This window comes from Micrococcus porci (genome assembly GCF_020097155.1).
GTDB classification, from domain to species: domain Bacteria; phylum Actinomycetota; class Actinomycetes; order Actinomycetales; family Micrococcaceae; genus Micrococcus; species Micrococcus porci.
The window spans coordinates 722,619-748,969 of record NZ_CP083691.1 but is presented as its reverse complement, the minus strand read 5'-3'; the positions used below and the strand labels follow the sequence as shown (position 1 = coordinate 748,969).

28 protein-coding genes and 1 tRNA gene are annotated in these 26,351 nt (G+C 65.7%); 24 read left to right on the top strand and 5 right to left on the bottom strand.

Translation table 11 applies throughout. The annotated features are described in order from the left end of the window. Window positions 1-17: 17 nt before the first annotated feature. Complete coding sequence (locus KW076_RS03630) at window positions 18-374, bottom strand: serine/threonine protein phosphatase (protein ID WP_224356248.1); 357 nt, start codon at window positions 372-374, stop codon at window positions 18-20. 625 nt (window positions 375-999) lie between these two features. On the opposite strand from KW076_RS03630, the gene KW076_RS03625 reads away from it, so the two are divergent. From KW076_RS03625 to KW076_RS03535, 19 genes are all read left to right on the top strand, one after another. Continuing rightward, on the top strand, window positions 1,000-1,209 hold the full coding sequence (locus KW076_RS03625; RefSeq protein WP_006213359.1) for a heavy-metal-associated domain-containing protein: 210 nt from the start codon (window positions 1,000-1,002) through the stop codon (window positions 1,207-1,209). Then, window positions 1,209-2,150 carry a DUF8832 domain-containing protein gene (locus KW076_RS03620; protein WP_061873203.1) on the top strand — a complete coding sequence of 314 codons (942 nt, stop codon included), beginning with the start codon at window positions 1,209-1,211 and terminating at the stop codon, window positions 2,148-2,150. Before KW076_RS03625 ends, KW076_RS03620 begins: the two co-directional genes overlap by 1 nt. Before the next feature lie 46 nt (window positions 2,151-2,196). Next, on the top strand, window positions 2,197-4,467 hold the full coding sequence (locus tag KW076_RS03615; protein ID WP_061873202.1) for a heavy metal translocating P-type ATPase: 2,271 nt from the start codon (window positions 2,197-2,199) through the stop codon (window positions 4,465-4,467). Between the two features lie 140 nt (window positions 4,468-4,607). Beyond that, complete coding sequence (locus KW076_RS03610) at window positions 4,608-4,772, top strand: hypothetical protein (protein ID WP_306462451.1); 165 nt, start codon at window positions 4,608-4,610, stop codon at window positions 4,770-4,772. Between the two features lie 66 nt (window positions 4,773-4,838). Then, window positions 4,839-5,192 (top strand): metal-sensitive transcriptional regulator, encoded by a 354-nt coding sequence (locus tag KW076_RS03605; protein ID WP_006214162.1) that lies wholly within the window; start codon window positions 4,839-4,841, stop codon window positions 5,190-5,192. A gap of 46 nt (window positions 5,193-5,238) precedes the next feature. After that, entirely contained in the window at window positions 5,239-6,384 is a 1,146-nt protein-coding gene (locus KW076_RS03600) for an FAD-dependent oxidoreductase (protein ID WP_088477534.1), read from the top strand. 45 nt (window positions 6,385-6,429) lie between these two features. Continuing rightward, window positions 6,430-7,665: an MFS transporter gene (locus KW076_RS03595; RefSeq protein WP_135101183.1), complete on the top strand. Its 1,236-nt coding sequence runs from the start codon at window positions 6,430-6,432 to the stop codon at window positions 7,663-7,665. Continuing rightward, window positions 7,662-7,991 carry a ferredoxin gene (gene fdxA, locus KW076_RS03590; RefSeq protein ID WP_088477532.1) on the top strand — a complete coding sequence of 110 codons (330 nt, stop codon included), beginning with the start codon at window positions 7,662-7,664 and terminating at the stop codon, window positions 7,989-7,991. Before KW076_RS03595 ends, fdxA begins: the two co-directional genes overlap by 4 nt. Window positions 7,992-8,088: 97 nt before the next feature. Then, complete coding sequence (locus KW076_RS03585) at window positions 8,089-8,688, top strand: YdhK family protein (protein ID WP_088477531.1); 600 nt, start codon at window positions 8,089-8,091, stop codon at window positions 8,686-8,688. A gap of 70 nt (window positions 8,689-8,758) precedes the next feature. Continuing rightward, complete coding sequence (locus tag KW076_RS03580) at window positions 8,759-10,996, top strand: heavy metal translocating P-type ATPase (protein WP_180971855.1); 2,238 nt, start codon at window positions 8,759-8,761, stop codon at window positions 10,994-10,996. Between the two features lie 10 nt (window positions 10,997-11,006). Next, window positions 11,007-11,312 carry a metal-sensitive transcriptional regulator gene (locus KW076_RS03575; RefSeq protein WP_088477530.1) on the top strand — a complete coding sequence of 102 codons (306 nt, stop codon included), beginning with the start codon at window positions 11,007-11,009 and terminating at the stop codon, window positions 11,310-11,312. 64 nt (window positions 11,313-11,376) lie between these two features. Then, a complete protein-coding gene (locus KW076_RS03570) occupies window positions 11,377-12,030 on the top strand; it encodes a DUF8185 domain-containing protein (protein ID WP_224356247.1) in 654 nt (217 codons plus the stop codon). A 41-nt stretch (window positions 12,031-12,071) separates the two neighbouring features. Next, window positions 12,072-12,437: an ArsR/SmtB family transcription factor gene (locus tag KW076_RS03565; protein ID WP_088477528.1), complete on the top strand. Its 366-nt coding sequence runs from the start codon at window positions 12,072-12,074 to the stop codon at window positions 12,435-12,437. 13 nt (window positions 12,438-12,450) lie between these two features. Next, complete coding sequence (locus tag KW076_RS03560) at window positions 12,451-12,969, top strand: carboxymuconolactone decarboxylase family protein (protein ID WP_088477527.1); 519 nt, start codon at window positions 12,451-12,453, stop codon at window positions 12,967-12,969. A gap of 15 nt (window positions 12,970-12,984) precedes the next feature. Beyond that, window positions 12,985-13,058 (top strand) — tRNA-Cys (locus KW076_RS03555). Between the two features lie 44 nt (window positions 13,059-13,102). Further along, entirely contained in the window at window positions 13,103-13,585 is a 483-nt protein-coding gene (locus KW076_RS03550; RefSeq protein ID WP_180971856.1) for a hypothetical protein, read from the top strand. Continuing rightward, window positions 13,534-14,163: a LysR substrate-binding domain-containing protein gene (locus tag KW076_RS03545; RefSeq protein WP_088477526.1), complete on the top strand. Its 630-nt coding sequence runs from the start codon at window positions 13,534-13,536 to the stop codon at window positions 14,161-14,163. Before KW076_RS03550 ends, KW076_RS03545 begins: the two co-directional genes overlap by 52 nt. Window positions 14,164-14,338: 175 nt before the next feature. Then, window positions 14,339-14,689, top strand: a complete 351-nt coding sequence (locus KW076_RS03540) for an ArsR/SmtB family transcription factor (protein WP_224356246.1) — start codon at window positions 14,339-14,341, stop codon at window positions 14,687-14,689. A gap of 2 nt (window positions 14,690-14,691) precedes the next feature. After that, complete coding sequence (locus tag KW076_RS03535; RefSeq protein ID WP_088477524.1) at window positions 14,692-15,633, top strand: cation diffusion facilitator family transporter; 942 nt, start codon at window positions 14,692-14,694, stop codon at window positions 15,631-15,633. A 585-nt stretch (window positions 15,634-16,218) separates the two neighbouring features. Here the strand turns inward: KW076_RS03535 and KW076_RS03530 are convergent. Next, window positions 16,219-16,467, bottom strand: coding sequence for a hypothetical protein (locus tag KW076_RS03530; RefSeq protein ID WP_224356245.1), 249 nt, complete (start codon window positions 16,465-16,467; stop codon window positions 16,219-16,221). Window positions 16,468-16,579: 112 nt separating this feature from the next. On the opposite strand from KW076_RS03530, the gene KW076_RS03525 reads away from it, so the two are divergent. The 3 genes from KW076_RS03525 (at window position 16,580) to KW076_RS03515 (ending at window position 19,017) form a co-directional block, all read left to right on the top strand. Next, window positions 16,580-17,107, top strand: coding sequence for a hypothetical protein (locus tag KW076_RS03525; RefSeq protein ID WP_031943894.1), 528 nt, complete (start codon window positions 16,580-16,582; stop codon window positions 17,105-17,107). 162 nt (window positions 17,108-17,269) lie between these two features. Further along, entirely contained in the window at window positions 17,270-17,839 is a 570-nt protein-coding gene (locus KW076_RS03520; RefSeq protein ID WP_224356244.1) for a GNAT family N-acetyltransferase, read from the top strand. A gap of 449 nt (window positions 17,840-18,288) precedes the next feature. After that, a complete protein-coding gene (locus KW076_RS03515) occupies window positions 18,289-19,017 on the top strand; it encodes a formylglycine-generating enzyme family protein (protein ID WP_224356243.1) in 729 nt (242 codons plus the stop codon). Between the two features lie 18 nt (window positions 19,018-19,035). Here the strand turns inward: KW076_RS03515 and KW076_RS03510 are convergent, their stop codons facing one another. The 3 genes from KW076_RS03510 to KW076_RS03500 all read right to left on the bottom strand — a co-directional run bounded on the left by KW076_RS03510 (window position 19,036) and on the right by KW076_RS03500 (window position 21,432). Next, window positions 19,036-19,392, bottom strand: coding sequence for a serine/threonine protein phosphatase (locus KW076_RS03510; protein WP_224356242.1), 357 nt, complete (start codon window positions 19,390-19,392; stop codon window positions 19,036-19,038). Between the two features lie 343 nt (window positions 19,393-19,735). Beyond that, window positions 19,736-20,605, bottom strand: coding sequence for an abortive infection family protein (locus KW076_RS03505; protein ID WP_157768697.1), 870 nt, complete (start codon window positions 20,603-20,605; stop codon window positions 19,736-19,738). Between the two features lie 161 nt (window positions 20,606-20,766). Further along, the gene (locus tag KW076_RS03500; protein WP_003038675.1) at window positions 20,767-21,432 is read right to left on the bottom strand and encodes an HNH endonuclease family protein; all 666 of its coding nucleotides are present in this window, start codon (window positions 21,430-21,432) and stop codon (window positions 20,767-20,769) included. A gap of 163 nt (window positions 21,433-21,595) precedes the next feature. Here KW076_RS03500 and KW076_RS03495 point away from each other — a divergent pair, with 163 nt between their 5' ends. Further along, window positions 21,596-23,737 carry a site-specific DNA-methyltransferase gene (locus KW076_RS03495; RefSeq protein WP_224356241.1) on the top strand — a complete coding sequence of 714 codons (2,142 nt, stop codon included), beginning with the start codon at window positions 21,596-21,598 and terminating at the stop codon, window positions 23,735-23,737. A gap of 5 nt (window positions 23,738-23,742) precedes the next feature. Further along, on the top strand, window positions 23,743-26,328 hold the full coding sequence (locus KW076_RS03490) for a DEAD/DEAH box helicase (RefSeq protein ID WP_224356240.1): 2,586 nt from the start codon (window positions 23,743-23,745) through the stop codon (window positions 26,326-26,328). Window positions 26,329-26,351: the final 23 nt, after the last annotated feature.

Here is a 26,351-nt window from a genome sequence, read left to right as displayed (position 1 = left end):
AAGGGAACCGCCCAGCCTCATTCGGCGGAACGGAGCCGATCCGTCGGCAACGACAACATCACCGTCGCGGTGAGATCCAGCGCCTTGGCCACCGCCCTGTCATCGAGCCGCGGCGCCACTGTGACGGACTCTCGTGAGAACTCCTGGATGCCCACGGGCACCCATGCGTCACCCTCGGTGCGAAGCAGCCACTGCTCGCCCAACGCCTGCAAACCGACGGTGTCAAGCAGTTCTTCGGCCTCGGCCAGCTCCATGGGCTCACCGCACCGCCGACGCAGGAGGTCGTAGGGGATGAAGAGGCCGTCGTCGGTCATCTCGATGTACCCGACGTGCTCGCGGTCATCAGCGCGGAGGTGATCTAAAACAGTGGTCACGGTGACAGCCTAGAGTTGTCGACTCGATACCCCAGCCTGCTCCCCGCCCCAGCACGGCAGGGGCGTCCGGCCAGGCTCCCTCACACACCGGATCCCGCCCCCTCTCCGAACGGTTCACGGCGAGTCGCGTGCAGTCTTTGCTGCATCTCGACAACCCCGAGGGTGACGACGTCCTCCACGGGATCGGCCCGGCCACTGACTGTCCCCGTGCTGCTGCGCCCGCGCGCCTTCACCAGGGTCACCGTCAGAGACCCCTGCCTGGGGTCTCCGGCACCGCGCTTCCCGAGCGTTGACCCCACTCACTGACGGGTCTGGGCGCGAGTCGGTTTCGTACCAGTCTTCGCTGCCTTCGTCGATGCGGCAAGGCAGTCCACGGTTCTGATGAGCCGAGGGGTCACTACTCTCCGACGCGCAGCGCCAGAACCCAGCGGATCGCCCCGCAGCATCGGTGCACCACAAGGCACACCTCGGACGCTCCAACCATTGTTTGCAGCACTTGCGCAATGCAGCTCACACGATCGCCTCCCTCCTTGCGGAATACCTGACATGGGTATACGTTTGACTAGTACACGTACCCGGTAGGGGTACTCCCGACGTACAACCCGACATACAAGGAGGACACCTGATGGCTTCGAACGATTACCAGGTGACGGGCATGACCTGCGGCCACTGCGAGATGTCGATCCGCGAGGAGGTCAGCGAGATCCCCGGCGTCCAGGACATCCAAGTCAGCGCGCAGACCGGCAAGCTCAACGTCACCGCCGAGGGCGAGATCGACGACGCCAAGGTCCTCGCGGCGGTCGAGGAGGCCGGCTACTCGGCGGTGCGCGTCTGATGAAGGCCGGAGGACGGCTCGCGCTCTACGGGGCCGGGTTGGTGGTGGCGTTCGGCGGGGCCTTCGGCCTCGCCGGCGCCGTCATTCCCGATAGCTTCGCAGCAGCATGGGCAGAAGGAAGCGGCGTGAACGCACACGGTGAAGGGCACGGCGACGCTGCGCAGGAAACCGCGGAGCCCGCTCTGAACGGGGTCTCCGCAAGCGCGGACGGCTTCGTGCTCTCTCCGGTCCAGGCCCCCACGGCCGCAGGCGAGGATGGAGACCTGAGCTTCCAGATCCTCGACGAGTCCGGCGAACCGGTGACCGAATACACCACCGCGCACGAGAAGGACCTGCACCTGATCGCCGTGCGCACCGACGGCGCCGGCTTCCAGCACGTGCACCCCGAACTCGACACGAGCACAGGCACCTGGTCGGTGCCGTGGACCTGGGACGAGGCGGGCACCTACCGCGTGTACGCCGACTTCACACCCGCGGGCGAGGAAGCCGAAGGCATCACTCTCACCCGCGCAATCGAGGTCGCGGGCGACTTCACCCCTGTCGAGACCGAGGCGCAGCCCACCGACGAGGTCGACGGATACACCGTCTCCCTCAACGGCGACCTCACTGCGGGCACCTCAAGCGAGCTCACCATCTCGGTCGAGCGTGACGGTCAGCCGGTGACCACGCTGGAGCCTTACCTGGGCGCGTTCGGCCACTTAGTGGCGCTGCGCGAGGGTGACCTCGCCTACCTGCACGTCCACGCCGAGGGCGACCAGCCCCAGGCCGGGGACACGGCCGGACCCGACATCGGATTCGCAGCGGAGGCCCCGACCGCCGACCGTTACCTGCTCTACCTGGACTTCCAGGTCGACGGGCAGGTGCACACCGCCGAGTTCGTGATCGACGCCGAGCATGGTGACGGCACGAAGACAGACGATTCGCATTCCGACGGCCACTGACCCGCAGGGCCCGGCGTCGCACGAGAGCTGAGAAAGAAGGAAGAGGATGAGCACATCAGCGCCCCCAACGGGTGGGCCGGACATCGAGTTGGAGATCGGCGGGATGACCTGCGCCTCCTGCGCGAACCGGATCGAGAAGAAGCTGAACAAGCTCGATGGCGTCGCGGCCACCGTCAACTACGCCACTGAGAAGGCTAAGGTCACCGTGCCTGCCGGCTACGATCCGTCACTGCTGGTCGCCGAGGTCGAGAAGACCGGGTACACGGCCGCACTGCCCAAGCCCAAGGACACTACGGCGAACACGTCGGAGACCGAGGCCGGGGAGGAGGAAGACAGTGAGCTCACCTCGCTGCGGCATCGGCTGATCGGCGCGATCGTGCTCACTGTTCCCGTAATCGCGATGGCGATGATCCCCGCGCTGCAGTTCACGTATTGGCAGTGGGCCTCACTCGCCCTGGCCGCACCGGTGATCATCTGGGGAGCTTGGCCGTTCCACAAGGCGGCGTGGACAAACCTCAAGCACGGTGCGGCGACGATGGACACGCTCATCTCGATGGGCACCTCCGTCGCACTGCTCTGGTCGCTCTACGCGCTCTTCCTCGGCACTGCCGGCACTCCCGGCATGACGCACCCCTTCGAGTTCACGATCGCTCCGTCGGATGGCGCGGCGAACATCTACCTCGAAGTCGGCGCGGGCGTGACGATGTTCATCCTCGCCGGCCGCTACTTCGAGAAGCGATCCAAGCGCCAGGCCGGGGCCGCGCTGCGCGCCCTCCTGGAGCTGGGCGCGAAGGAAGTCGCCGTACTCCGCGACGGCGTAGAGGTGAAGATCCCCACCTCTGAGCTGGCGGTCGGCGACGAGTTCATCGTCCGTCCAGGCGAGAAGATCGCCACCGACGGTCTCGTGACCTCCGGCTCCTCCGCGGTGGACGCCTCGATGCTCACCGGCGAGTCCGTGCCGGTCGAGGTCCGCGAGGGCGACTCGGTCACCGGTGCCACCGTCAACGCCGGCGGCCGCCTGGTCGTGCGGGCGACTCGTGTGGGTTCGGACACACAGCTCGCACAGATGGCGAAGCTCGTCGAGGACGCGCAGACCGGCAAGGCCGAGGTGCAGCGTCTGGCCGATCGCATCTCCGGCATCTTCGTGCCGATCGTCATCGTCGTCGCGTTCATCACCCTCGGCGCCTGGCTGGGAGGCGGGTTCCCCGTCGCCGCCGCGTTCACCGCAGCGGTCGCCGTGCTCGTCATCGCCTGCCCCTGCGCGCTGGGTCTGGCAACCCCGACCGCGCTGCTCGTCGGCACCGGGCGCGGTGCGCAGATGGGCGTCCTCATCAAGGGTCCGGAGGTGCTGGAGTCCACTCGCAAGGTCGACACCGTCGTGCTCGATAAGACCGGCACCGTCACCAGCGGCAAGATGACTCTGACCGACGTGATCACTGAGCCCGGTGTGGATCGTGCGGAGCTGCTGCGTTTCGCCGGTGCACTGGAAGACTCTTCCGAGCATCCGATTGCGCAGGCGATCGCCAAGGGCGCGACCCAGGAAGTCGGCCAGCTGCCTACTCCAGAGGACTTCGCCAATGTCGAGGGCAAGGGCGTGCAGGGCATCGTCGAGGGGACCCCGGTCGTCGTCGGCCGCGAGTCTCTGCTGGCGGACTGGTCGCAGAAGCTCTCTCCGGAGGTCGCACAGGCGAAGGCCCAGGCCGAGGGCGAGGGCAAGACGGTCGTCGCGATCGGCTGGGACGGTGCTGCGCGTGGCATCCTGGTCGTCGCCGACACCGTCAAGCCCACGAGCGCCGAGGCGATCCGCGGGCTCAAGGAGATCGGCCTGACCCCGGTGCTGCTCACCGGTGACAACGAGGCCGTGGCCCGCCAGATCGCGTCCGAGGTCGGCATCGACGAGGTCATCGCCGAAGTGCTACCCAAGGACAAGGTCGACGTCGTCACCCGCCTCCAGGAAGAGGGCAAGATCGTCGCGATGGTCGGCGACGGCGTCAACGACGCCCCCGCGCTCGCGCAGGCCGACCTGGGCCTCGCGATGGGCACCGGCACGGACGTCGCGATCGAGGCCTCCGACATCACGCTCGTGCGCGGTGACCTGCGGGCCGCCGTCGACGCGATCCGCCTGTCCAGGAAGACCCTGTCGACGATCAAGACCAACCTGTTCTGGGCATTCGCTTACAACACCGCCGCGATCCCGGTCGCTGCGCTCGGCATGCTCAACCCCATGCTCGCAGGTGCGGCGATGGCGTTCTCCAGCGTCTTCGTCGTCGGCAACAGCCTCCGCCTGCGCGGGTTCACGAGCGTCGCCTCGAAGTGACGTACGAGAACCCACCCATCCACACGAATCCAATAACGAAGGAACACCAGAGAATGAGCAGCTGCTGCAGCACGAACGAGACCAACCCGGCCGTGGAGAACGGTGGACGCGAGAACCTTCTTGGCGGGGGCGCCGATGACATGACTACCTGCCCGGTCATGGTCGGCACCCCGGTCAGCAAGAAGACCGCCGAGGCCGCCGGCCTCTACCGCGACTTCGAGGATGAGCGCTACTACTTCTGCTGCGCTGGCTGTGGGCCCGCGTTCGATTCGGACCCAGCCAAGTACGCCGCCAACATGGCGTAATCCACCAGCGTGCGGGGTGCCGCGGCACCGCTGCGGCACCCCGCCACCTGATCGGAGCGAGCCGACATGACCACTACGACTCCCACCACCGAAACCCATCTCGACACCTGCCCCGCAGGAGGCGACGGCGACGCGTCCGTCCACGGATACATCAGCGATAAGACGAAGTACCGCAATCGCCTGCGCCGCCTGGAAGGCCAAATCCGCGGCATCGATCGGATGGTCGACGAGGACCGCTACTGCATCGACATCCTCACCCAGATCTCCGCAGTCACCAGGGCACTCGAAAACGTCGCCCTCGGCCTGCTCGACGATCACCTCAAGCATTGCGTCCTCGACGCCGCACTCGCCGGCGGACCAGTCAGCGAGCAGAGGCTCGGCGAGGCGTCCGAGGCCATCGCCCGCCTCGTGCGCTCCTGACGCCGGCGCATCAGTTCGATCACGACCAGCATCCAGGAGTTCTTCTATGACCCCACAGCACGTCCTCATCCTCGGATCGGGAGCAGCCGGGGCCGCAGCCGCCCGCACTCTCGCCTCACGCGACGATGTCCGGGTGACGCTGGTGACCCGCACCGGGGAGACGCCCTATACGCGGATGCTCATCAAGGGAATCGCGTTCGGTCAGACACCGCCGGAGATGATCAAGCTCCCGCTGCCTCAGATCGAGGTCATCGCCGACACCGTGCTTAAAGTCGATACCTCGGCGAAGCAGGCCCAGTTGACCTCCGGCGCACAAGTCTCCTACGACGCGCTCATCGTCGCGACCGGGAGCATGCCCCGCTCCCTGCCCGCTGACGTGTTCGGCGGCGACGACGCCGGACAAGGGCGGGTCACCGCTCTTCACTCCGTGGGGGATGCCCTGGGCATCCGAAAGCTGCTGACCGGACTGGGGCGACCCGCGCGGGTAGCGATCTACGGCGGTGGAATCATCGCAGCCGAGACGGCCTCGTCTCTGCAAGCCGACGGACACATGGTCACGCTGGTCTCCCGCAGTTCAGTTCCCGGCGTCGGAGCGTTTGGGGCGCCCGTGGCTGAGCGCCTCGCCGCCGACCATGCCGCCAAGGTGCAGGCCCGATTCGGTCGCACTCTCCAGCATGTCGACGAAACAGAATCCGGTGTCACCATCACCCTCAACGACGGAAATCCCGTCGTGGCTGACTTCCTTCTCCTCGCGCTCGGCACGACGCCCGCAGCCCCGTCACCGTGGACGAACGGTATCGACGTCGACGATCACCTCCGCGCCGCGGCAGACCACGTCTACGCAGCCGGAGGCGTGGCCACGCACCACGACGAAGCACTGGACGCCTGGCGCATCGACCATTGGGAAGACGCCGCCGCACAGGGTGCGCATGCCGCGCGGGCCGCATTGCACGACCTCGGCGTTAGCGACGATCCGGGCGCCTACCTGCCACGCAGCCCTTACATGGCAATGGTCTACGGTCAGATGATCTCCGGAGTCGGGTACACAGCCGGCGCAGACGCCCACCTGGAAGCGGGTGAGGAGTTCATCGTCCGCCACGAGATCGACGGCATCGTCGTCGGCGTCACTGGCATCGACGCAGTCGGCACCGTCTACCAGTGGGGGCAGCAGCTCCACGGCGTGCGGGCATAGGCAATGGCGGGAGACTGTATTAGGCAGATCCCACGGTGGGGCTTCGTGCTCTCGCTGGCAGCGACCATTCTCATGATGGCCGCTGCCAGCGCGCCGTCCTTGTTCTATCCCCAGATCGCCGAACGGCTCGGACTCATCCCCGTCGCCACCACACTCGTGTTCGCGGTCTACACCTTCACCCTCCTGGCCGCGCTGCTCTACCTCGGACCACTCTCCGACCACGTCGGCCGACGTCCGGTCGTGGCCGCCGGTTCTTTGGCGCTGGCGCTGAGCGTGGCCATGTTCTGGTTCGCCGGTAGCCTCGCGGCGCTCCTGGTCGCCCGAGCCTTGCAAGGGCTCGCAGCGGGTCTGCTGATCCCGGCGCTGTCGGCGATGATGATCGACTTCGAGTCCCCGTCACATCGGAACATCGCAGCCCTGTGGAACACGATCGGCCCGATGATTGGCCTTGGGGCCGGGGCTCTCGGTGCTGCACTTCTCCTCGATCTCACCTCCGAACCGACAACTGCCGTCTTCGGGTCGCTCGTGCTTGCCTTCCTCATCGTGGCAACGGTCGTGTGGAGCACACCGGAACTGGTCCCGAAGACCCAGATACGACGTGGCGACCTCCGTCCGCGGTTCACCGTGCCACCGCACCTACGCCGCATGTTCACCGTCGGAGTGCCCGTGATCATCGCCGGGTGGGCGACCAACGGACTCTTCCTTGCGCTCGGAGCCGACCTCGTCGGCAGTGAGCTTGGGGGCTCCACGCACACCCAAGCTGGGATCGTCCTCTTCGCACTGGCGATCTCCGGAGTCACCGCCTCCTCCGTCCTACAGCGGCGTTCCGCCCGCACCATCAGCCTGTATGCGACCAGTGCCCTGGCGTTCGGCACCGCAGTGAGCATCGGCGCCCTCGCACTCGGTTCCTACCCAGCCTATGTCGCCTCGGTCGCGATCGTCGGTTCCGGGTTCGGCACAGCGTTCCTCGGGGTACTGCGCACACTCATGCCCCACACGGCATCGTCGGAACGCGCCGCCGTGATGGCTGTGATCTACACAGTTGCCTACCTGGCATTCGGCGTGCCCACCATCGTCGCCGGATTGCTCGTGCCGGTGCTCACCCTGTCGGGGACGATGACGATCCTCGGTGCGATCATCATCGCCCTCAGCCTCGTCGCCACCGTCCTGCGCCTGCGCATCCCGCACCCGGCCGCAGGCCCGGCAGAGGCTGACGACTTCCCCGAGCCTCCCACCGGCTCTCACCGCCGATCCGCACCCGACCGAGAGGAGCAGCCATGACCTACGTGATCGCGCTTCCCTGCGTGGACGTCAAGGACCGCGCCTGCATCGACGAATGTCCTGTCGACTGCATCTACGAGGGCGAACGCTCGCTCTACATCCACCCCGACGAATGCGTCGACTGCGGAGCCTGCGAACCGGTCTGCCCCGTCGAGGCCATCTACTACGAAGACGACCTGCCCGACGAATGGTCTGACTACTCCAAGGCCAACGTCGAGTTCTTCGACGAGTTGGGTTCTCCCGGAGGAGCCGCGAAGACCGGACCGACGGGCTTCGACCATCCCCTCATCGCCGCATTGCCCATCCAACACGAGCAGACCCTCTGAGAAGGGGTTTCCGATTGATCCATACCGACACAACACACAAGTCTTGACTAGTACCCCCTAGGGGTATAGGGTAGGCATATTGATGAAAGGAAATGACATGCAGAGGAGACTGCGAACAGGACTGGCAGCGGGAGCCCTCGGAGTGGCGCTCGTGCTCGCCGGTTGCGCCAGCGGAGCAGACGACAACCAGCAGACCGACCCCTCGGCTACTGAGGAGCATCAGGGCCACGGCGGCAACAACGCAGAAAGCGGTGATGAAGAGATGGAGCACCCGATGGACGGCGGACCGGCACCCGAGGGTATCGCCGAAGCCAGTGAGCCCACCTACCCTGTCGGTACCGAGGTGCAGCTCACGGCCGACCACATGGAAGGCATGGAAGGGGCTACAGCAACGATTTCCGGCGCATTCGACACGTACACGTACTCCGTGAACTACACGCCCGCAGGTGGCGGCGACCCCGTCACTGATCACAAGTGGGTCGTGCAGGAAGAAATTGAGGATGCCGGCGACGCGCGCCTGGCCGACGGCACAGAGGTGACTCTGCTCGCCGAGCACATGGAAGGCATGGAAGGCGTAAAGGCCATCATTGCTTCGTCCACCGATGAGACGGTCTACATGGTCGACTACGAGACGGACGGCATGAAGATGACGAACCACAAGTGGGTCGTCGAGAGCGAGATCCAACCAGCGTCCTGAGCCGACGTTCGCTTGCCCGGCCACCGGGTGAGCGGCAATCGGCCTGGCTCGATGACGGAGGAGAGGAATCATGACGGACCCGAACTCACAACAGCATCACGGTCACGAAACCGATACACCCGCCCACGGCGAGCATCACCACGGGTCTGTGTCCGCGCACGCCTCGGCGGATGCGCACGGCACGCGCGAGGGTCAGCACACCGGGCATCAGGGCCACGCCATGGACCACGGGCAGCACTCAGGCCACACGGGCCTCGACGAGCACGGCGGCCACGATGAGCATGCCCAGCACGGTGGGTACGGAGATCACAGCGGCCATGGCGGGCACGGGGACCACGTTGGCCAGTTCCGCCGACTGTTTTGGATCAACCTCGTCATCGCCATCCCCGCGGTCGCCCTCTCACCGATGTTCGCCATGCTGCTGGGCTACGAGGTCCCCGGCTGGGCGGGCTGGGTCGCCGCGGCACTGGGCACCGTCATGTACGTCTGGGGCGGCAGGCCCTTCCTCACCGGTGCCGTCAGCGAGTTGAAGTCCCGCAAGCCCGGGATGATGCTGCTCATCGCTCTGGCGATCACGGTGGCCTTCTTCGCTTCCTGGGCCGCCACGCTCGGGCTCGTCCATCATGAGCTCGAATTCTGGTGGGAACTGGCGCTGCTGATCGTAATCATGCTGCTGGGCCATTGGATCGAGATGCGCTCCCTGGCCCAGACCACCTCGGCGCTCGACTCGTTGGCGGCACTGCTGCCAGACGAGGCCGAGCGCGTCGAGGGCGAGAACGTCGTCAAGGTGGCCCCAGCCGACCTCGACGTGGGCGACGTGGTCCTCGTGCGCCCCGGCGGCAGCGTCCCGGCTGACGGAACCATCGTCGACGGCCGCGCCGAGATGGACGAGTCCATGATCACCGGCGAGTCCCGCCCGGTCTCTCGCGGCGAGGGCCAGACCGTCACCGCCGGCACCGTCGCCACCGACTCCGGCCTGCGGGTGGAGATCACCGCCACCGGTGACGACACCGCCCTGGCCGGCATCAACCGGCTCGTCGCCGAGGCGCAGAACTCATCCTCCCGCGCCCAGCGGATCGCCGACAAGGCCGCGGCCTGGCTGTTCTGGTTCGCTCTTGGCGCGGCGCTGGTCACTGCGGTCGTCTGGACGCTCATCGGCATGCCCGACGAGGCCGTCGTGCGCACCATCACCGTGCTCGTCATCGCCTGCCCCCACGCCCTCGGCCTGGCGATCCCGCTGGTCGTCTCCATCGCCACCGAGCGAGCCGCCCGCGGCGGCGTCCTAGTGAAGGACCGCCTGGCGCTGGAGTCCATGCGGCAGGTCGACGCGGTCCTGTTCGACAAGACCGGCACGCTGACCAAGGGCGAGCCCACCGTCACCGGCGTCGAGCCGACCGGCGAACTCGACGCCGACCAGGTCCTCGCCCTCGCTGCCTCGGCCGAGGCCGACAGCGAGCACCCGCTCGCCAAGGCCATCGTCACCGCCGCCAAGGACAAGGGTTTTGCCCTCCAGCAGGCCAGCGGCTTCTCATCCTCGCCCGCCGTCGGCGTCACTGCGACCGTCTCCGGCCAGGAGGTCCGCGTCGGCGGGCCCCGGCTGCTCGAGGAGACCGGTCAGCACGAGGTCGGCACGGCCGAGGCATGGCGCTCCGAGGGCGCGATCATTCTGCACGTTCTCCGCGGCGGCCAGGTGGTCGGCGGGCTGAGGCTCGCCGACGAGGTCCGGCCAGAATCCCGCTACGCCGTCGACGCCCTCCACGCCCTCGGCGTCGAGGTCGTCATGATCACCGGCGATGCCGAGGCGGTCGCGAACGAGGTCGGCAAGGAGCTCGGCATCGACCGCGTCTTCGCCGGCGTGCGCCCGGAGGACAAGTCCGCGAAGGTCTCCCAGCTGCAGGAAGAGGGCAAGAGGGTCGCGATGGTCGGCGACGGCGTCAACGACGCCCCGGCTCTGGCGCAGGCCGATGTCGGCATCGCGATCGGCGCTGGCACCGATGTCGCCATCGCCTCGGCCGGGGTGATCCTGGCCAGTTCCGACCCACGCAGCGTGCTCTCGATCATCCAGCTGTCGCGACGCGCATACGGCAAGATGAAGCAGAACCTGTGGTGGGCCGCCGGCTACAACCTTCTTTCGGTGCCGTTGGCGGCCGGTATCCTCGCACCGGTGGGACTCGTCCTGCCAATGTCGATCGGCGCGATCCTGATGTCAGCCTCCACCGTGGTTGTCGCGCTCAACGCCCAGCTGCTGCGGCGCATCGACCTTACACCCGAAGCTAGCACGCGTTCCGTCCTGGAGCGCCAGAAGTAAGGACATGCCCATGTCTGTCGATAACGATTCCCACCAGCACGGCTACATCAGCGACAAGGAGCGCTATCTCGGCCGCATGAAGCGCATCGAAGGACAGGCGCGTGGGATCGCGAAGATGATCGATGAGGAGAAGTACTGCATCGACATCCTCACCCAGGTCTCCGCCCTGACCCGTGCCCTCCAGGGGGTCGCGACTGGTCTGCTCGACGACCATCTCAAGCACTGCGTGCTTGATGCCGCCAAGCTCAGCGACGAGGCGGCCGTCGAGAAGATCCAGGAAGCCACCGACGCCATCAACCGGCTCGTTCGCTCCTGAACCCGGCCCCTGACCACCGCGTTCCAGGACACGGCGGGCACAAACCCTCAGGATGCCAGCGCGCTTGATCCTCGCCGACGCGCCGCCCGCCCGCGACGCGCTCACCTTCGCTCAGCGGGCCGCGCAGGCCGGTGCCCATGGCGTGCGCTTGCAGGCCGCAGCCGCGCTAACGCCCCGTGGCCCGCTCGACCGCACTCCTACGATCCTCGTCCTTCGCACGCTCCGCTCCGACCCCGAGCTGCAGTGCGACGTCACCGTCGACACCCTGACCGCGACCGCCGACCCCCTGACCCTGGCGCTGCCGGAGACCGCGCTGGCACCCGCCTGGACCAGCGTCGAACCCCCGCAACACGGGTGGAGACTTATTGCCGATGTGACCAGCCTGACGCTGATGCGCAGCGCCCGTGCCGGCATCGAGGCCGTCGCCCAAGCACTTCCCGACAAACCCGGCGACGATGTCGTCCGCAAGATCCGGGGCACGGTCTGGGGCACCCCGGACACGGCACTCGCATCGCTGCCACAAGGCGTTGCGTTCGCCGCCTACGTCTTCGGGTTCCTCAGCCGAGGAAACGGGGCCACGATCTCAACCGCCGGCCGTTGGACGCGGTTGACCCTCCCGACTGGACACGTGCTCCTGCGCGGACCCGTCGCCTCTGGCCTCACCCCGATCCGCCGCACCCGGCCACGCGTCTCCAAGTCCGTCACATCGATTGAATAACCCTTGATACCCTATAGGGGTATAGGGTAGTATTAATGACTATGAAAGAGGTTGAGCACGCGCACGCCACGTATGACACACCGCATCTGAATGCGGCGGTCGGAGTCTTCGCGTTGCTGGCGAATCTGGTGAGTGTGAAGATGATCCTCGCCATTCGCGACATCGAGGTCTCTGCCAATCATCTGGCGGACATCGTCGACCTTCCCGTCGACCAGACCTCCCACGAGCTTCACCGCCTGGAGTCGGCCGGGATCGTGAGTCGGCAGCGACGCGAGTCCCGCGACTTCTACCTATTGAACGGTGTGCATGCCGGGGCGCTGGCTGAGGCTGCGATCTTCCATGCCGAACATCAGCAGCAGGAACGCACTCGTGCAGGTTCTCCCACCTCGAACTTGCGACCGAACTGACAGAGGAGGCATCATGCCCCGTTTTTCCCGATTAACCCCTGAGACCGCAGTGGGGGCCTCACGAGACTTGCTCGGCGATCTCGTCGAGCGGCACGGCCAGGTCGGAGACATGGTCTCGACGATGGCGCACTCCCCGGCGGTGCTCGGCGGTTATCTCGACCTGAGCAAAGCCATGCGTCGCGCCAAGCTCGACCGTAAAGTCAGCGAGCTCGTTTCGATCGCCGTGCAGTCGAAGCAGGGATGCGGAATGTGCCTGGCCTCGCACATCAGCGCGGCACGATCGCTCGGGGTCAGCGATGACGAGATCGCACTCGCCCAGCAGGGTACGGCGATGACCAGCCCGGTCGCGGCGATGATCGCGCTCGGCCTCCAGGTCTACCGTGAGCCTACGTCGATCACCGACGAGCAGATTGACGAGCTTCGGGGATACGGGTACAGCGACCGTGAGATCTCTGATGTCGTCGGGGTCGTGTCGCTGAACATTCTCACCGGCGCCTTCAACCTGGTTGCTGGCCTCACGCCGGGCGACTGACTTCGCCGGCGACTTGGTGCCTTGGCCGAGAGGATAGGCAGCGGCCTGCAAAACCGTTTACACGGGTTCGAATCCCGTAGGCACCTCCACTTCCCGCTGAGCCCAATAGGACACACGTCGCAGGAGGCGAGTGATGGAGAGCCAGCACATCTCCAACGGGGACATGACACGCGCCGCGCGCATCCTCGTGAAGGTGAGCGCCCAATATATCGCCCGCGAAGCCAACGTGACCAAGGAAGAGTTGCGCGACTTCGAGAAGGGGCGACACGACTTGTCGGAGAAGAAGCAGGAGCGTGTGCGGGCCGCCCTCGAAGAATTGGGGGCAGAGTTTCTGCCTGACGGACCCAACGGCGGCTACGGCATCCGTCTGAAGTTCGGCCGTTCCAGGATCTACTCACTTGAACGTTGCGAGGGCGAGGGCGGGCCGCGGCTCACAACAGAGTCTGATCGTCGGACCCAGGCCCATGTGCCCTTCTCGGAACCGGATTCAAACCTGCCTTTTCACCTGGAAGATCGCACCACGGCCTCACTGCGCATCCTGGTGCCGTTGCGCCTGGGCCGGCTTTGGCCGTCACACCTTGCCTCTGTTCCAGGAATGGAAGCGCGGGCACGCTGAGCTCATCGAATACAGTCGCCCGACGGACCCGATCTGGGCGCTGCGCGACGGGGGCGATCGATGCCGCACTCATCCGCTCTTCTCCACCCAAACGTGCCATTGGTCCGGGTTTGGAGCGGTTACCGCTGTTCACCGAACGCCTGGTTGTATCGGTGACGAGCAGCGACTCCCGTGCCCGGCAGGAGTCGGTGACCCTAGCCGATCTCGCTGACGGGCCGGTGGCGGTCTGCGCGACCGCTCCGACGGCCACCGGGGAGCTGTGGAGTACGACTGCTCACATGCCGCGCACGATCTCGGTGGCGAACACGGGCGAGTGGTTAACCCGCATCGCTGTCGGCGACGCCATCGGCATCACTGCAGAGGCGACAACGCACAATCACCGCGCGCCGGAGGTGGTCTATCTGCCCATCGAGGATGCCCCACCGGTGACCGTGGCGCTGACCTGGCCAGGGCAGAGGAGGAGCCACCCGCAGGTGGGGGTCGTCGCCACCTGCGCACAGGACTACTTCACCCGACTCATCGACATCGGCTCCCCACCCCGCCTGCTCTCCACCGGGGCCGATGGTCAGCTGGCGTAGCTTCCCACTGCAGCTATGCGACCGACCATCCCCCAGGTAGCCCATCCTCGGGTGCGACGGGACCCCTGAGCTTCATTCCGCGTCGGAGCGACATATCACACTCGACAATATCGCTCTAGAGCGATATGATCGGCTTATGGCGATGATTCAAGAGAAGGGGGCAACCCTCGACGAAGTGGCGACGGTAGCGTACGCCCACCTGTTCCAGGCATTTGCGGAGCCGACGAGGTTAGCGATCGTGCAGCACCTCGCCTCCGGGGAGCACCGGGTCCGGGACCTGGTCGAGCACATGGGCCTGGCCCAGTCCACGGTGAGCAAGCATGTCGGCTTCCTCGTCGAGTGCGGCCTGGCGACGATGCGCCCGGAAGGGCGCTCCACCTGGTACTCGCTGGCACAGTCCGAGCTCCTGCGTACCCTCATCGCCGCTGCCGAACGCCTCCTCGATGCCACCGGCACGCAGGCCCTGCTCTGCACGCACCTGCGACTCCCACATACCCACCACGCGTCAGATACGGACAAGAAGTAGACATGGGCGCAGGACACAATCACGGCCCCGCCGCCAGCGAGACCGGTCACCCCGGAGATTTCCGCAAGAAACTCTGGATCGCATTCTCGATCACCGCGACGATCGTCGTTGCCCAGGCCATGGGCTCGGTCATCACCGGCAGCCTCGCATTGCTGACCGACACCGCCCATGCCATTACCGATGCGTCCGGCCTGCTGGTCGCACTGATCGCCGCGACGCTGATGCTCAAGCCCGCCAACTCCAAGCGCACCTGGGGGTTCCGGCGTATTGAAGTGATCGCAGCCCTCGGACAGTCGGCACTGCTGCTGGCGGTGGGCACCTACGCCGCCATCGAAGGCATCCGGCGACTGTTCGAGCCGCCGGAGGTGCCCGCAAGCGAACTGCTGATATTCGGCATCATCGGCCTGGTCGCGAACATCATCGCCATCACCATCCTCGCCTCCAGCCGCGGCTCGAACTTCAACATGCGTGCCGCGTTCCTCGAAGTTCTCAATGATGCCCTCGGGTCGCTCGGAGTGATCATCGCGGCGATCGTCATCGCCACGACCGGGTTCATGCAGGCCGATGCCATCGCCGGACTGCTTATCGCCGCATTGATCGTGCCTCGCGCGTTCAAGCTCATGCGCGAGACCACTGGCGTCCTTATGGAGTTCACTCCCAAGGGCCTCGACCTCGACAAGGTGCGTTCGCACATCCTCGAACTTGACCATGTCAAAGATGTCCATGACCTGCACGCCTCCACTGTGGCGACCGGCCTGCCGATCCTGACCGCCCACGTCGTCGTCGAGGACGAGTGTTTCACCGACGGTCGTGCCGCGCAGACGCTCCACGAGATCAAAGATTGCGTCGCAGGACACTTCGAGGTCTCCATCCATCACTCGACCTTCCAGATCGAGACCGAGCACATTGCCGAACATGAACCGGAAATCAGCAAGCACGACTGAACGCAGTGCCCCTCCCGGGCTCGTTCCGGGCGGGGGCGCTTCCGCGTCACGCAGGTAGGCACTACCCCTATGGGGTAGTAAGGCCAATTGGCACCACGGGCAGACACGGGAAGGAATCCCATGAAAAACTTCAGGCCATTCCCGAAGTACGGCGGAACGAAAACCGCTGCAATCACCGTCGTGGTCGGTGCTTTCCTGCTCACCGGATGCACGGCCGCCAACGACTCATCCTCAGCCTCCCGGCACTAACGATCAGCTGTCACCAGTTCCTGCTTCACGCCCGCCAGCTGTTTCTCAACTGCTGACCTTTGCCTCGCAGCACGCTTCAGCACAGATTCGCAAGGCTGCACGCGAGAGCATCCCCGACTGATAGCCCGCCGTCGACCACGAGAGGTGACTCCTCTGCACCCGGTGCCTGAGGCGGAAGTCGAGCGGCAGGTGGCACGGCCTCAGAATCGCCTTCCCGGCATGAGCGCACTGTCAGGCGCGCGCCTGGGACATGTCCGCGACGCAGCGGTCAGGGTGGTCGGCTAGATGTACTGACCCTGGGCGTTGATGACTCTCTCGGCGGCCGAGGGGTACATTTCACAGACCCCGCTGAAGGTTTTGCTCCGAGAAGGGTTCACCGCGTGTCGTGTGAAATCTTCGCTGCATCTCTACAACTGGCGCCGGTTCTGGCATGGTGTCGAGATGCAGCGAAGATTGCACAAAGGCGCGAATATGCTGCATACCGGAACTGGTGCCTACAACCTTGACGTGGTGGTTGTTTAGGGTTTGCGCATGATCATTGTCGAGTTGCAGCGAAGATTTCACAAACGCACGAATATGTTTCATACCGCGACACGCCTCTAGAGACTTGACGGCGACGACTGTTGGCGCCGCTACGGGAAGTCCGCGTTGTCTACTTTGACAGGAACCCGCAGCATCGCGGATGACAATCAGGTCTATGGCTGACCTCATCGACCGCGCCGGAATAGAGCTGACCCTTGCCGGTGACCCGCATGAACTGCTGACGCAGTTGCAGGCGGCCGGAGTGCGGTTCAACGATTCAGCGCGCACCCTGCTCTTCCGCCCCGCCCTCGCCCGAGACCTGCAGACCTCCCGCCCGGTCCGCGTCGTCGAGCGCTCCCTCACCGACCTGGGCCTGCCCAATGGAGGCACCCTGCCGCAGCTGCGCCGGGCAGCGCTGGCCGCCGGCCTCGCTCCCTGTCCGCCGGCTGTCGCCCCCTTGCTGCGTCTGCGCACCCTGGATCAGGTCAACGCCCCGGATTCCGTGCTCCGGCATGGTCGGGCGCCGGAGGGATCCGTGCATGTGCTCTCCCCCTCGTTGGGTGAGGATCCCCGCGTGCACCGTGGCTTCTACCTGCGTGTGGTGGATGAGGCCCCCTGGCTGCGGGGATTCATGTGCGATGACCTGCACGTGATGGGGGCGGACGACAGGTGGGTTCTGAGCGCTCCCACGTCGGCCCCCTGATCGGAGGCCCCGGTCACTGGGCACAGTGGGGCGGGGGTCGGAGCAGCTGCGCCGGAAAGAGCGCATGCCTGTGCGGTCTCCGCTGTATCTCGGCACCAAGGCGGATCCTCACCCCGCGACATTTGGGAGCCGCGGGTCGAACGCGCCTGCCAGAATCGGCGCATGGATCTGGTTCCTTCCTCCTCGCTCAAGATCGAGCTGACGTGGCACACCGACCTGACGCCCGGGCAGCTTGATGACCTGAACCGCCTCTTCGCTGCTGAATACCGCGAGGACTACGGGGAGTGGGATCCCGACCAGCCCTACGGGTATGCACCCCATGACATGCATGTCATCGCCACCCTGGACGCGCAGACAGTTGGACACATCGGATGGGCACGAAGGTCGATCGCTGTAGGGGCACGCCCTGTGACGATCGCCGGCGTGGGCGGCGTGCTGGTCGCCCCGAGCGGGCGTGGCCACCACGTGGGCCAGCGACTGATGCGGTCCGCGGTCGATTCCATGCGCGTCCACTCCGACGCAGAGTTCGGTTATCTCGGCTGCGACGAGTCCGTGGTGCCCTTCTACGTCTCGTGCGGATGGCAGCGCATCGTCGCTGCTGAACGCAGCATCGGACGCGGCGGGCAGCCAACACAGAGCACTCAAGGGGAGCCTCTGCTGGTCATGCCGTTACGCGGAACTGAGCAGCTCTGGCCGGCCGGGGAGATCGACCTCCGAGGGCGGCCGTGGTGAGCGGGGAGCGGTCTTCCCTTGTGCGCATGCCTTGGACTGGAAGGTGTCTGGACGTGCTGAATGCGAGCGAAGCGCTAACAGGGGTGAGCTGTACTGACCGGTGACGTTGGCACCCCCGCCAGTGGTCGAGGACTACTTTTCGCTGACCCCGCTAATCATCCGGCTCTGCGAGGAGTTCACTGCGTGTCCTGTGAAATGTTCATCGCCTCTCGACACATGGACACCTGTCGAGTTGCAGCGAAGATTTCACAAACGCACGAATATGTTTCATACCGCGACACGCCTCTAGAGACTTGACGGCGACGACTGTTGGTGTCGAGATGCAGCGAAGATTTCACAAACGCGCGAATATGTTTCATACGACCACGAGTCACTTAGGCCTTGACAGTTGAACCCTGTCCGGGTGCAGCTCGTGGTTCTCCAGTCAGCCCGTGTGCGACGCTGACACCATGAACCAGCCCTCCATGGCCACCCTGTCTTCGGGAAAAATCACCCTGCGCGACGCCCGCCGCAGGACCACACGGGATGTGGAACTGGAGCCCTTCGAGATGGCAGTGCACCCCCTACACGACCGGAGCACCGGACGCCCGCTCACGCCTCTGACATGGTTCGAGACCATCAACCTCTGCAACGAGCTATCCAAAGCTGAAGAGCTGCAGCCGGCCTACACGCGCGCTGGGGGCGGACGCTCCGTCACCTGGAACACGAGCGCTGACGGGTACCGATTGCCCACCGAGGCCGAGTGGGAGTACGCCTGCCGCGCCGGAACGACCTCGCCCACCTACGGGCCGCTTGAAGACATCGCCTGGATCAGCCTCGACCACCTCGAGGGCCCCCAGCCCGTCGGCATGAAGAAAGCCAACCCGTACGGTCTGCACGACATGCTCGGCAACATCTGGGAATGGTGCTGGGACTACGCCGATCCCGCCCGCTACGGCGACTACCGCAGTCTGCGCGGGGGTGGCTGGGCGGATGAACCCTGGAGCGTGCGCGCCTCAGTGCGCCGGGGCAACGCCCCGGACGCCGTCCTGGAGGACGTGGGACTCCGCCTTGCCCGGGGTCCGGTCGGCAGCCCGGGACAAGCTCAGGGCTGGTCCCATGAGGCAGACAGGCAACGAGCCGCCATCCGCGGGCCGCTTCCCGTGGGGTGGACACCCTTGCGGGAGATCTTCGCCTGAGAAGGGAACCGCCCAGCCTCATTCGGCGGAACGGAGCCGATCCGTCGGCAACGACAACATCACCGTCGCGGTGAGATCCAGCGCCTTGGCCACCGCCCTGTCATCGAGCCGCGGCGCCACTGTGACGGACTCTCGTGAGAACTCCCGGATGTCCACGGGCACCCATGCGTCACCCTCGGTGCGAAGCAGCCACTGCTCGCCCAACGCCTGCAAACCGACGGTGTCAAGCAGTTCTTCGGCCTCGGCCAGCTCCATGGGCTCACCGCACCGCCGACGCAGGAGGTCGTAGGGGATGAAGAGGCCGTCGTCGGTCATCTCGATGTACCCGACGTGCTCGCGGTCATCAGCGCGGAGGTGATCGAAAATAGTGGTCACGGTGACAGCCTAGAGTTGTCGACTCGATACCCCAGCCTGCTCCCCGCCCCAGCACGGCAGGGGCGTCCGGCCAGGCTCCCTCACACACCGGATCCCGCCCCCTCTCCGAACGATTCACGGCGAGTCGCGTGCAGTCTTTGCCGCATCTCGACAACCCCGAGGGTGACGACGCCCTACACGGGATCGACTCCGGCCACTGACTGTCCCCGTGCTGCTACGCCCGCGCGCCTTCACCAGGGTCACCGTCAGCGACCCCTGCCATGGGTCTCTGGCACCGCGCTTCCCGAGCGTTGACCCCACCCACTGACGGGTCTAGATGTACTGGTCGGGGACGTCTTTAGTGTCAGCGCTGTGCTGCGGCATCGACAACACGCCACGGGGCGGTGGGGTCGGACAGGGTCTCGAGAACCGTTTGGCACCATAGCTGCGCTGCGCCTACAACCAAGCGGGCGTGACGAGGACGCACCCACTGTGGCACCACCTCAGCGCCGTGATGCACGTTGGTGTCATTGCGCAGGGTACTGATCGGGACGGCGATGCCCTGCAGCGACTGCAGGAGCTGGCGGACCTCGGGCTGCTCACCACCGAGGCCTTTCGGAGACATGCCCAGACTGGTCTGGGCGCGCGAGACGAGCTTGGTGAGTGACTCGGTAGCCGTGTAGGTCTCGCCCCTGCTTGTCAGCACGATCTTGGCGGTGGATTCCATCAGGGAACGGGCGGTAGCGACGGCCAGCCGGGGGTCGGAGTCGATGGTGGTGTGGATCCGTTCGAGGTGATCCTCAATCGCGGAGGGGTCGTTCAGGTGGGCCAGCACGTCAGGCGCGAGCGTCCCCATCTGCGGGTCTGGAGGCCACGTCACGGAGAGGGCCGTGGTGTCCACCCGAAATCCGGCGGCCTGCAGAGTGGTCGTCCAGCGGTCGAGATTCCACTGGGTCTCGCCGGTGTTCCCATGCTGATGCACGAGCGCGATCTCCCGGTAGCGCTCGGCCAGGACGTCCGCGAAGCGTTGCTGGTCAGCCCGGTTGATATCCAGGTCGAGCGTGGTCAGGTAGCGGCGCATCCGCGCGCGTCTCACCGAGGTGTCAACGTCCTGCGGGTTCTCCGGGCCCAAGGCGATGCCGTTGCCATCGAACAATTCGTCGATGTAGCGCACCGGAAAATCAGTAAGGTCCTCAGCCAGGAGGTATTGGGCGCGCCGCCAGTTGATCGCCATGGCTGTATAGCGTATCCAGCACTCGCGAGGGTGAAGCACGCTCATTGCCCGGATGGCCCCTCGGCATAGCGCCGCTGGTGACACCCCCGCACGCTCCGCCGGTTCGACCAATGTCTCCGGTCAGTACATCTAGGGGATGGGCACCATTGCGGCCGACAGCCTCAGTACCGGGTCACCTTCAGGGTGGTGTTCGCGCAGGAGGCGGCCTTCTTCACCAGAAACGCCTTCTCCGTGGCGTCAGCCTTCAACCCCCAGCGGATCTTCACCGCGGTCCAGTCAGCGATGTACTGGCACTGGTTCTTCGGCGGCAGCCACTGCTCCGGGCCGCGGGCCTGCTTGGCCGAGTTCAACGCCGAGGTCTGCGCGTTCAGCGACCGGGCATCCCCCAAGTCGTTGTAGAACGCCACCCGCTTGGCCTTGGTCCAGTACCGGGCTCCCGAGCCCCACGCCTCATGCACGGGCACCATGTGATCGATCTGCACCGTTGAAGCAGACGTGTGCGTACGCAGATCCCAGCTGCTCACCCACTTGCCCGTGGCCACCGTGCACTTACGGGCCGTCGTGAACTTCGGGGTGGTCTTGGACTCTGCGATCAACACCTCTGCCCGCGTGTTCTGGCAGTCCCTGTTCGCATCCTTCCAGTCCCCGAACTGGGCGGCCCGGTCATAGCCGGCATTGTTCTCCGCCGCGACCGGCAACGACGCCACAGCCGTGCGCAGCGGGGCTGAGTACGTGGTGCCGGCTGCCGCCGGGCCCGCACCCCCGAGGACAGCGGTGACGACGAAAGCAGCAGCAGTGGCCAGAGAAGCCAGGGAGCGTCGTGACATGGGCGAGTTCCTTGCTCGAGTGGAGGACGCGATGCGAAGTCGCATCGCAGCTGATCCTAAACTCGCGGGAAGCCCCTGCTCGGCACGAGATCCCCGGTCCCTAGGATGGGCAGGATTAGCGCGGACAGCGCCCCATGCCACTCGGCCCAGAGAAAGAACACCCGTGTCTCGACTGACTGACCTGCTCGCCCAGGCCCGCAAGACCGACCCACAGCTGGCCGCAGACCTGGAAGCTGAGTTCCGCCAGCTCACCCAGCGCAGCCAGTTCGGTCTTGTGTTTGAGCGTCACCAGCCCGAAGCTGTGGAGCTGCCCGGCCGCCCCGTGCGCCGCGGAGACACCGTCCGCGTGCTGCCCCCGCGCGGGACCCTCACCATCGGGGACACCCGACACTGGGTCGTCACCGACCTCGAACGCACCCCAGACGGCAAACAAGCCCACCTGACCGAAGCAGACGTCGACCCCGAGGTCCGCGAGCCGGCCACCTCAACAGCAGCACTCGAGGACCTGGTGGTCGTCGCCCGCTTCGAGGACCCGATCTACCCGGGCCTGGTCGAGACAGGCCGCGTCGAGAACGGCGGGCCGGACAAGCCGTTCCACACGGTCATCAACGCCGAGAACTTCCACGCCCTCGAGATGCTCACCTACACCCACCGCCACAAGGTGGACTGCATCTACATCGACCCGCCCTACAACACCGGCGCCAAGGACTGGAAGTACAACAACGACTACGTCGAGGCCGACGACGACTACCGCCACTCGAAGTGGTTGTCCTTCATGGAGCGTCGCCTCCAGGTCGCCCGCGAACTTCTCAATCCCGATGACTCCGTCTTGATCGCCACTATCGACGAGAAAGAGTATTTGCGGCTGGGGATGCTTCTCGAGCAGACTTTCCCCGAGGCACGTATTCAGATGATAAGCGCGATTATCAACCCCAAGGGCTCCTCTCGACGTGACCAGTTTTCTCGGTTTGATGAATATATCTTCTTTGTGATGAATGGTTCGGCGCGCCCGGCCGCAGTTGCTGGCGATATGACAATGCGACAGGCGAGGTCAAAGGAAAAGGTTCGCTGGGCAGGGCTTATGCGCCAAGGGGCGAATGGGCGGCGCTCGGCTCGGCCAAACCTTTTTTATCCCATCTTCGTCGCGAATGAGACAGGTCGCGTCCACTCGGTGGGCGATTCCCTCCCCCTGGATGTCCCAAGATCAGAGGTCTCACCTCCGCCTGGTACGACCGCGATCTGGCCTCTGTCTAAGGCTGGGGGCGAATCGACCTGGGGTCGCGACCCAGAAAGCCTCCGAAAGGCGCTCTCTGCGGGGTATGTGAAGATAGGCCGATTTACGCCAGGATCGGAGAGGTGTGGATTTACCCACTTGCAATCTGGGCAGATAAAGGCCATCGAGGAAGGGGCGCTCGTCGTCACTGGTCGCGACTCAGATGGCTCGCTTCAGGTTGAGTTCGCCGAAGGCGGTCAGACTGCCATGCCGGGTACTGCCTGGCATCGTCCGGCCCACAGTGCGAGCGAGCATGGAAGCACGCTTCTGAATGCAATACTTCCCGATCGCAAGTTCCCCTTCCCGAAGAGCCTCTATGCGGTTGAAGATGCTGTGAGATTTTTCGTTCACGGGAAGCCGGATGCTGTCGTACTCGACTTCTTCTCGGGGTCAGGTACAACTGCTCACGCGGTAATGCGCCTGAACCGGCAGGATGGCGGCCGTCGACAGTGCATCTCGGTGACGAACAACGAGGTCTCCGCGGAAGAGCAGAAGGGCCTGCGGAAGAAGGGTCTGCGACCGGGTGACCCGGAGTGGGAGCGGTGGGGCATCTGCGACTACATCACCAAGCCGCGTATCACTGCCGCCATCACGGGCAAGACCCCGGCCGGGGACCCGATCAAGGGGAACTACAAGTTCACTGACGAGTTCCCCATGGCGGACGGGTTCGAGGAGAACGCGGCGTTCTTCACCCTGACCTATGAGGCGCCCCGGCAGGTGCGTCGCAACCGTGCCTTCGCCCGGGTCGCGCCGATGCTCTGGTTCAAGGCCGGCTCACGCGGTCGCATCATCTCTAGCCTTCCGGAACGGGGCTGGGATGTGGCTCAGGCCTACGGTGTGCTCGAGGACATGGACCACGCCCCCGAGTTCTTGGCCGCCCTGGAGGCTGACCCCCAGGTAGGGATGGCGTTCATCGTGACCGACTCCGAGGTGGCCTTCCAGTCCGTGGCCCGACAGCTGCCCGAACACGCCACCGCGGTGCGCCTGTACGAGTCCTACCTGCACAACTTCCAGATCAACCGGAGGGCCTGACCCCCATGCGTTACACCCTCAAGGACTACCAGGCCCAGGCTGTCGAGCAGGTCCTGAACCGGCTGCATCGGGCCAGGAAGAACTACCAGGACGACGGGGTCCTGTCCCAGTTTTCCCTGGCCGCGGCGACCGGGGCCGGCAAGACGGTGATGGCCGCGGCCATCATCGAGGCCCTGTTCTTCGGTTCCGACCAGTACACCGAGGACATCGCCCCCGACCCCGGGGCCACCGTGCTCTGGTTCTCCGACGACCCGGACCTGAATGATCAGTCCCGCGCCCGGATCCATGCCGCATCCTCCGAGCTAGACGGTCGGCTGCGCACCGTGGAGAACTCCTTCGCCGAGACCACCTTCGCCCCGGGCCAGGTGTACTTCCTCAACGCCCAGAAACTGCGTGAAGGCGCCCGCCTGGTGCGCGGGGCCCAGGACCCCACCAACGCTGCTACCCCGGTGATGGCTGCCCCCGATATGGCCCAGCGGACCATCTACGACGTCATCGCCAACACCGTGGCCACCCCCGGACGAACCCTGTACTTCATCCTGGACGAGGCCCACCGGGGCATGAAGACCACCAAGAAGAACGACCAGGAACGGGCCACCATCGTCCAGCGCCTGATCAACGGCACCGCCCTGGCCCCGACTATGCCGATCGTGCTCGGGATCTCCGCCACCGTGGAACGCTTTACCCAGGCCATGGCCCATGCCACCGACCGGGACGCGCTCTCCCCCGTGCAGGTCGATCCCGCGCTCGTGCAGGCCTCCGGGCTGCTCAAGGACGATGTTGTCCTCACCATCCCCGAGGAAGCCGGCGCCTTCGACACCACGCTGTTGCGCGAGGCCGTGGCCCGCACGAAGGCTTCCACCAGGGCCTGGGCCGCCTACGCCGCCGAGCAGGGCGAACCGAACCCGGTGGTGCCGCTACTGGTCGTGCAGGTCGCAGACAAACCCAGCGACGAGCACCTCTCGCGAATCCTGGATGTCATCCACCAGGAGTGGCCCGAGCTACGGCCCCAGGACATCGCCCACGTCTTCGGCACCCACACCGACCGGCACCTGCCCGGCCAGATCGTCAACTACATCGCCCCACAGCGAGTGCAGGAAACCACGCACATCCGGGTGCTGCTGGCCATGGAGGCGATCTCCACCGGCTGGGACTGCCCCAGGGCGGAAGTGCTGATGTCCTTCCGCACCTACAAGGACGCCACCTACGTCCACCAGCTGCTGGGCCGGATGGTCCGCACCCCCCTGGCCCGACGCATCCCGGGCAACGAAGTGCTCAACTCCATCGACTGCTTCCTGCCCCACTTCGACAAGACCACCTCCACCGCCATCGCCCAGACCTTGATGCGCGGACAGTCCGACATGGACGACACCACTTCCGACCCCGGCAAGCAGGCCGCCCGGCGGGTGCTGTTCGACCCGGTCACCCTGACACCGAACCCGGCGGTGGGAGAAGACGTGTGGGCGGTGTTCGACGCCCTGCCCTCCATGAACATCCCCCAGGGCGCCACCAAACCGCTCAAGCGCCTGGACATCCTGGCCAACGCCCTCTCCCACGACGAGCTGCTGCCCGGGGCGGTCAAGACCGCCGCACACACAATGTGCAAGCTCCTGGACGGATGCAGGGTCCAGTACTCCGAGCAGATCGCCGCGGCCCGCCAGGATGTGCTCACCCTGTCGGCCCAGCGGCTGACCGGACGGCTGGGAACCACAACCCTGAGCACCACCAGCCTGGAGCTGCTGGCCGATGACCGGGCCATCGAGGAGGCTGCTGCCGCGGCGGCCCGCACCCTCACCGGCTGGATCGCCGGGGCCTACATCGATCACATCGTCCCCGAGGACGAAGAGGATCTCGACCTGCGCGAAGGAGACATCATCATCGCCTCCCTCGCCCGCACCTCCGAGGTCGTCGCCGATCTGGAGGCCAAGGCCGACAAGCTCGTGCAGGACTGGCTGAGCCAGTACCGCGTGCAGATCAACGGCCTGACCGATGAGCGCCAGGCAGTGTACGACCGGGTGCGGGAGATGGCCCGTCAGCCTGAACGTGTGGCCCTGACCCGCCCGAAGTTGACCCAGGCCGACCAGCAGGAGCGCCTCCCTGATGGCAGCGAGCGTCCTCTGCCGACCCGCACTCTGCATTTGATGGCCGCCGAGGACGGCACCATGCCTGTGGACCTGAACACCTGGGAGCGGCAGGTACTGGACTCCGAAGCCGCCGAGCCCTCCTTCCGGGGCTGGTACCGCAACCCCTCCCGGGCATCCAAGCAGTCTTTGGCGATCCCGTTCCAGGACGGCGCCGGCCAGTGGCAGGCGCTGCGACCGGACTTCCTCTTCTTCCATGCCAACCAGGACGGCACGATCCGCGCGGACATCGTGGATCCCCACGGCACGCACCTGGCCGACGCCTTGCCCAAGCTGCGGGGCCTGGCCGAGTACGCCCAGGCCCACGGGGATGCCTTCGGCCGGATCGAAGCCGTCGCTGAGATCGAGGGGCAGCTGCGTGTGCTGGACATGAAGAACGACGTCGTCCAGGCCGGCGTCCACGCAGCCCAGGACGCTGAATCCCTGTACAAGGCCGCGCCCGCTTACTGAAGCAGAAACCCAGGTGGTGCCGG

Coding starts and splice junctions, on each gene's coding strand:
- KW076_RS03625 (WP_006213359.1), top strand. CDS start 1,000: ATGGCTTCGAACGATTACCAGGTGACGGGCATGACCTGCGGCCACTGC.
- KW076_RS03620 (WP_061873203.1), top strand. CDS start 1,209: ATGAAGGCCGGAGGACGGCTCGCGCTCTACGGGGCCGGGTTGGTGGTG.
- KW076_RS03615 (WP_061873202.1), top strand. CDS start 2,197: ATGAGCACATCAGCGCCCCCAACGGGTGGGCCGGACATCGAGTTGGAG.
- KW076_RS03610 (WP_306462451.1), top strand. CDS start 4,608: ATGACTACCTGCCCGGTCATGGTCGGCACCCCGGTCAGCAAGAAGACC.
- KW076_RS03605 (WP_006214162.1), top strand. CDS start 4,839: ATGACCACTACGACTCCCACCACCGAAACCCATCTCGACACCTGCCCC.
- KW076_RS03600 (WP_088477534.1), top strand. CDS start 5,239: ATGACCCCACAGCACGTCCTCATCCTCGGATCGGGAGCAGCCGGGGCC.
- fdxA (WP_088477532.1), top strand. CDS start 7,662: ATGACCTACGTGATCGCGCTTCCCTGCGTGGACGTCAAGGACCGCGCC.
- KW076_RS03585 (WP_088477531.1), top strand. CDS start 8,089: ATGCAGAGGAGACTGCGAACAGGACTGGCAGCGGGAGCCCTCGGAGTG.
- KW076_RS03580 (WP_180971855.1), top strand. CDS start 8,759: ATGACGGACCCGAACTCACAACAGCATCACGGTCACGAAACCGATACA.
- KW076_RS03575 (WP_088477530.1), top strand. CDS start 11,007: ATGTCTGTCGATAACGATTCCCACCAGCACGGCTACATCAGCGACAAG.
- KW076_RS03565 (WP_088477528.1), top strand. CDS start 12,072: ATGAAAGAGGTTGAGCACGCGCACGCCACGTATGACACACCGCATCTG.
- KW076_RS03560 (WP_088477527.1), top strand. CDS start 12,451: ATGCCCCGTTTTTCCCGATTAACCCCTGAGACCGCAGTGGGGGCCTCA.
- KW076_RS03550 (WP_180971856.1), top strand. CDS start 13,103: ATGGAGAGCCAGCACATCTCCAACGGGGACATGACACGCGCCGCGCGC.
- KW076_RS03535 (WP_088477524.1), top strand. CDS start 14,692: ATGGGCGCAGGACACAATCACGGCCCCGCCGCCAGCGAGACCGGTCAC.
- KW076_RS03530 (WP_224356245.1), bottom strand. CDS start 16,467: ATGAAACATATTCGTGCGTTTGTGAAATCTTCGCTGCAACTCGACAAT.
- KW076_RS03525 (WP_031943894.1), top strand. CDS start 16,580: ATGGCTGACCTCATCGACCGCGCCGGAATAGAGCTGACCCTTGCCGGT.
- KW076_RS03520 (WP_224356244.1), top strand. CDS start 17,270: ATGGATCTGGTTCCTTCCTCCTCGCTCAAGATCGAGCTGACGTGGCAC.
- KW076_RS03515 (WP_224356243.1), top strand. CDS start 18,289: ATGAACCAGCCCTCCATGGCCACCCTGTCTTCGGGAAAAATCACCCTG.
- KW076_RS03505 (WP_157768697.1), bottom strand. CDS start 20,605: ATGGCGATCAACTGGCGGCGCGCCCAATACCTCCTGGCTGAGGACCTT.
- KW076_RS03500 (WP_003038675.1), bottom strand. CDS start 21,432: ATGTCACGACGCTCCCTGGCTTCTCTGGCCACTGCTGCTGCTTTCGTC.
- KW076_RS03490 (WP_224356240.1), top strand. CDS start 23,743: ATGCGTTACACCCTCAAGGACTACCAGGCCCAGGCTGTCGAGCAGGTC.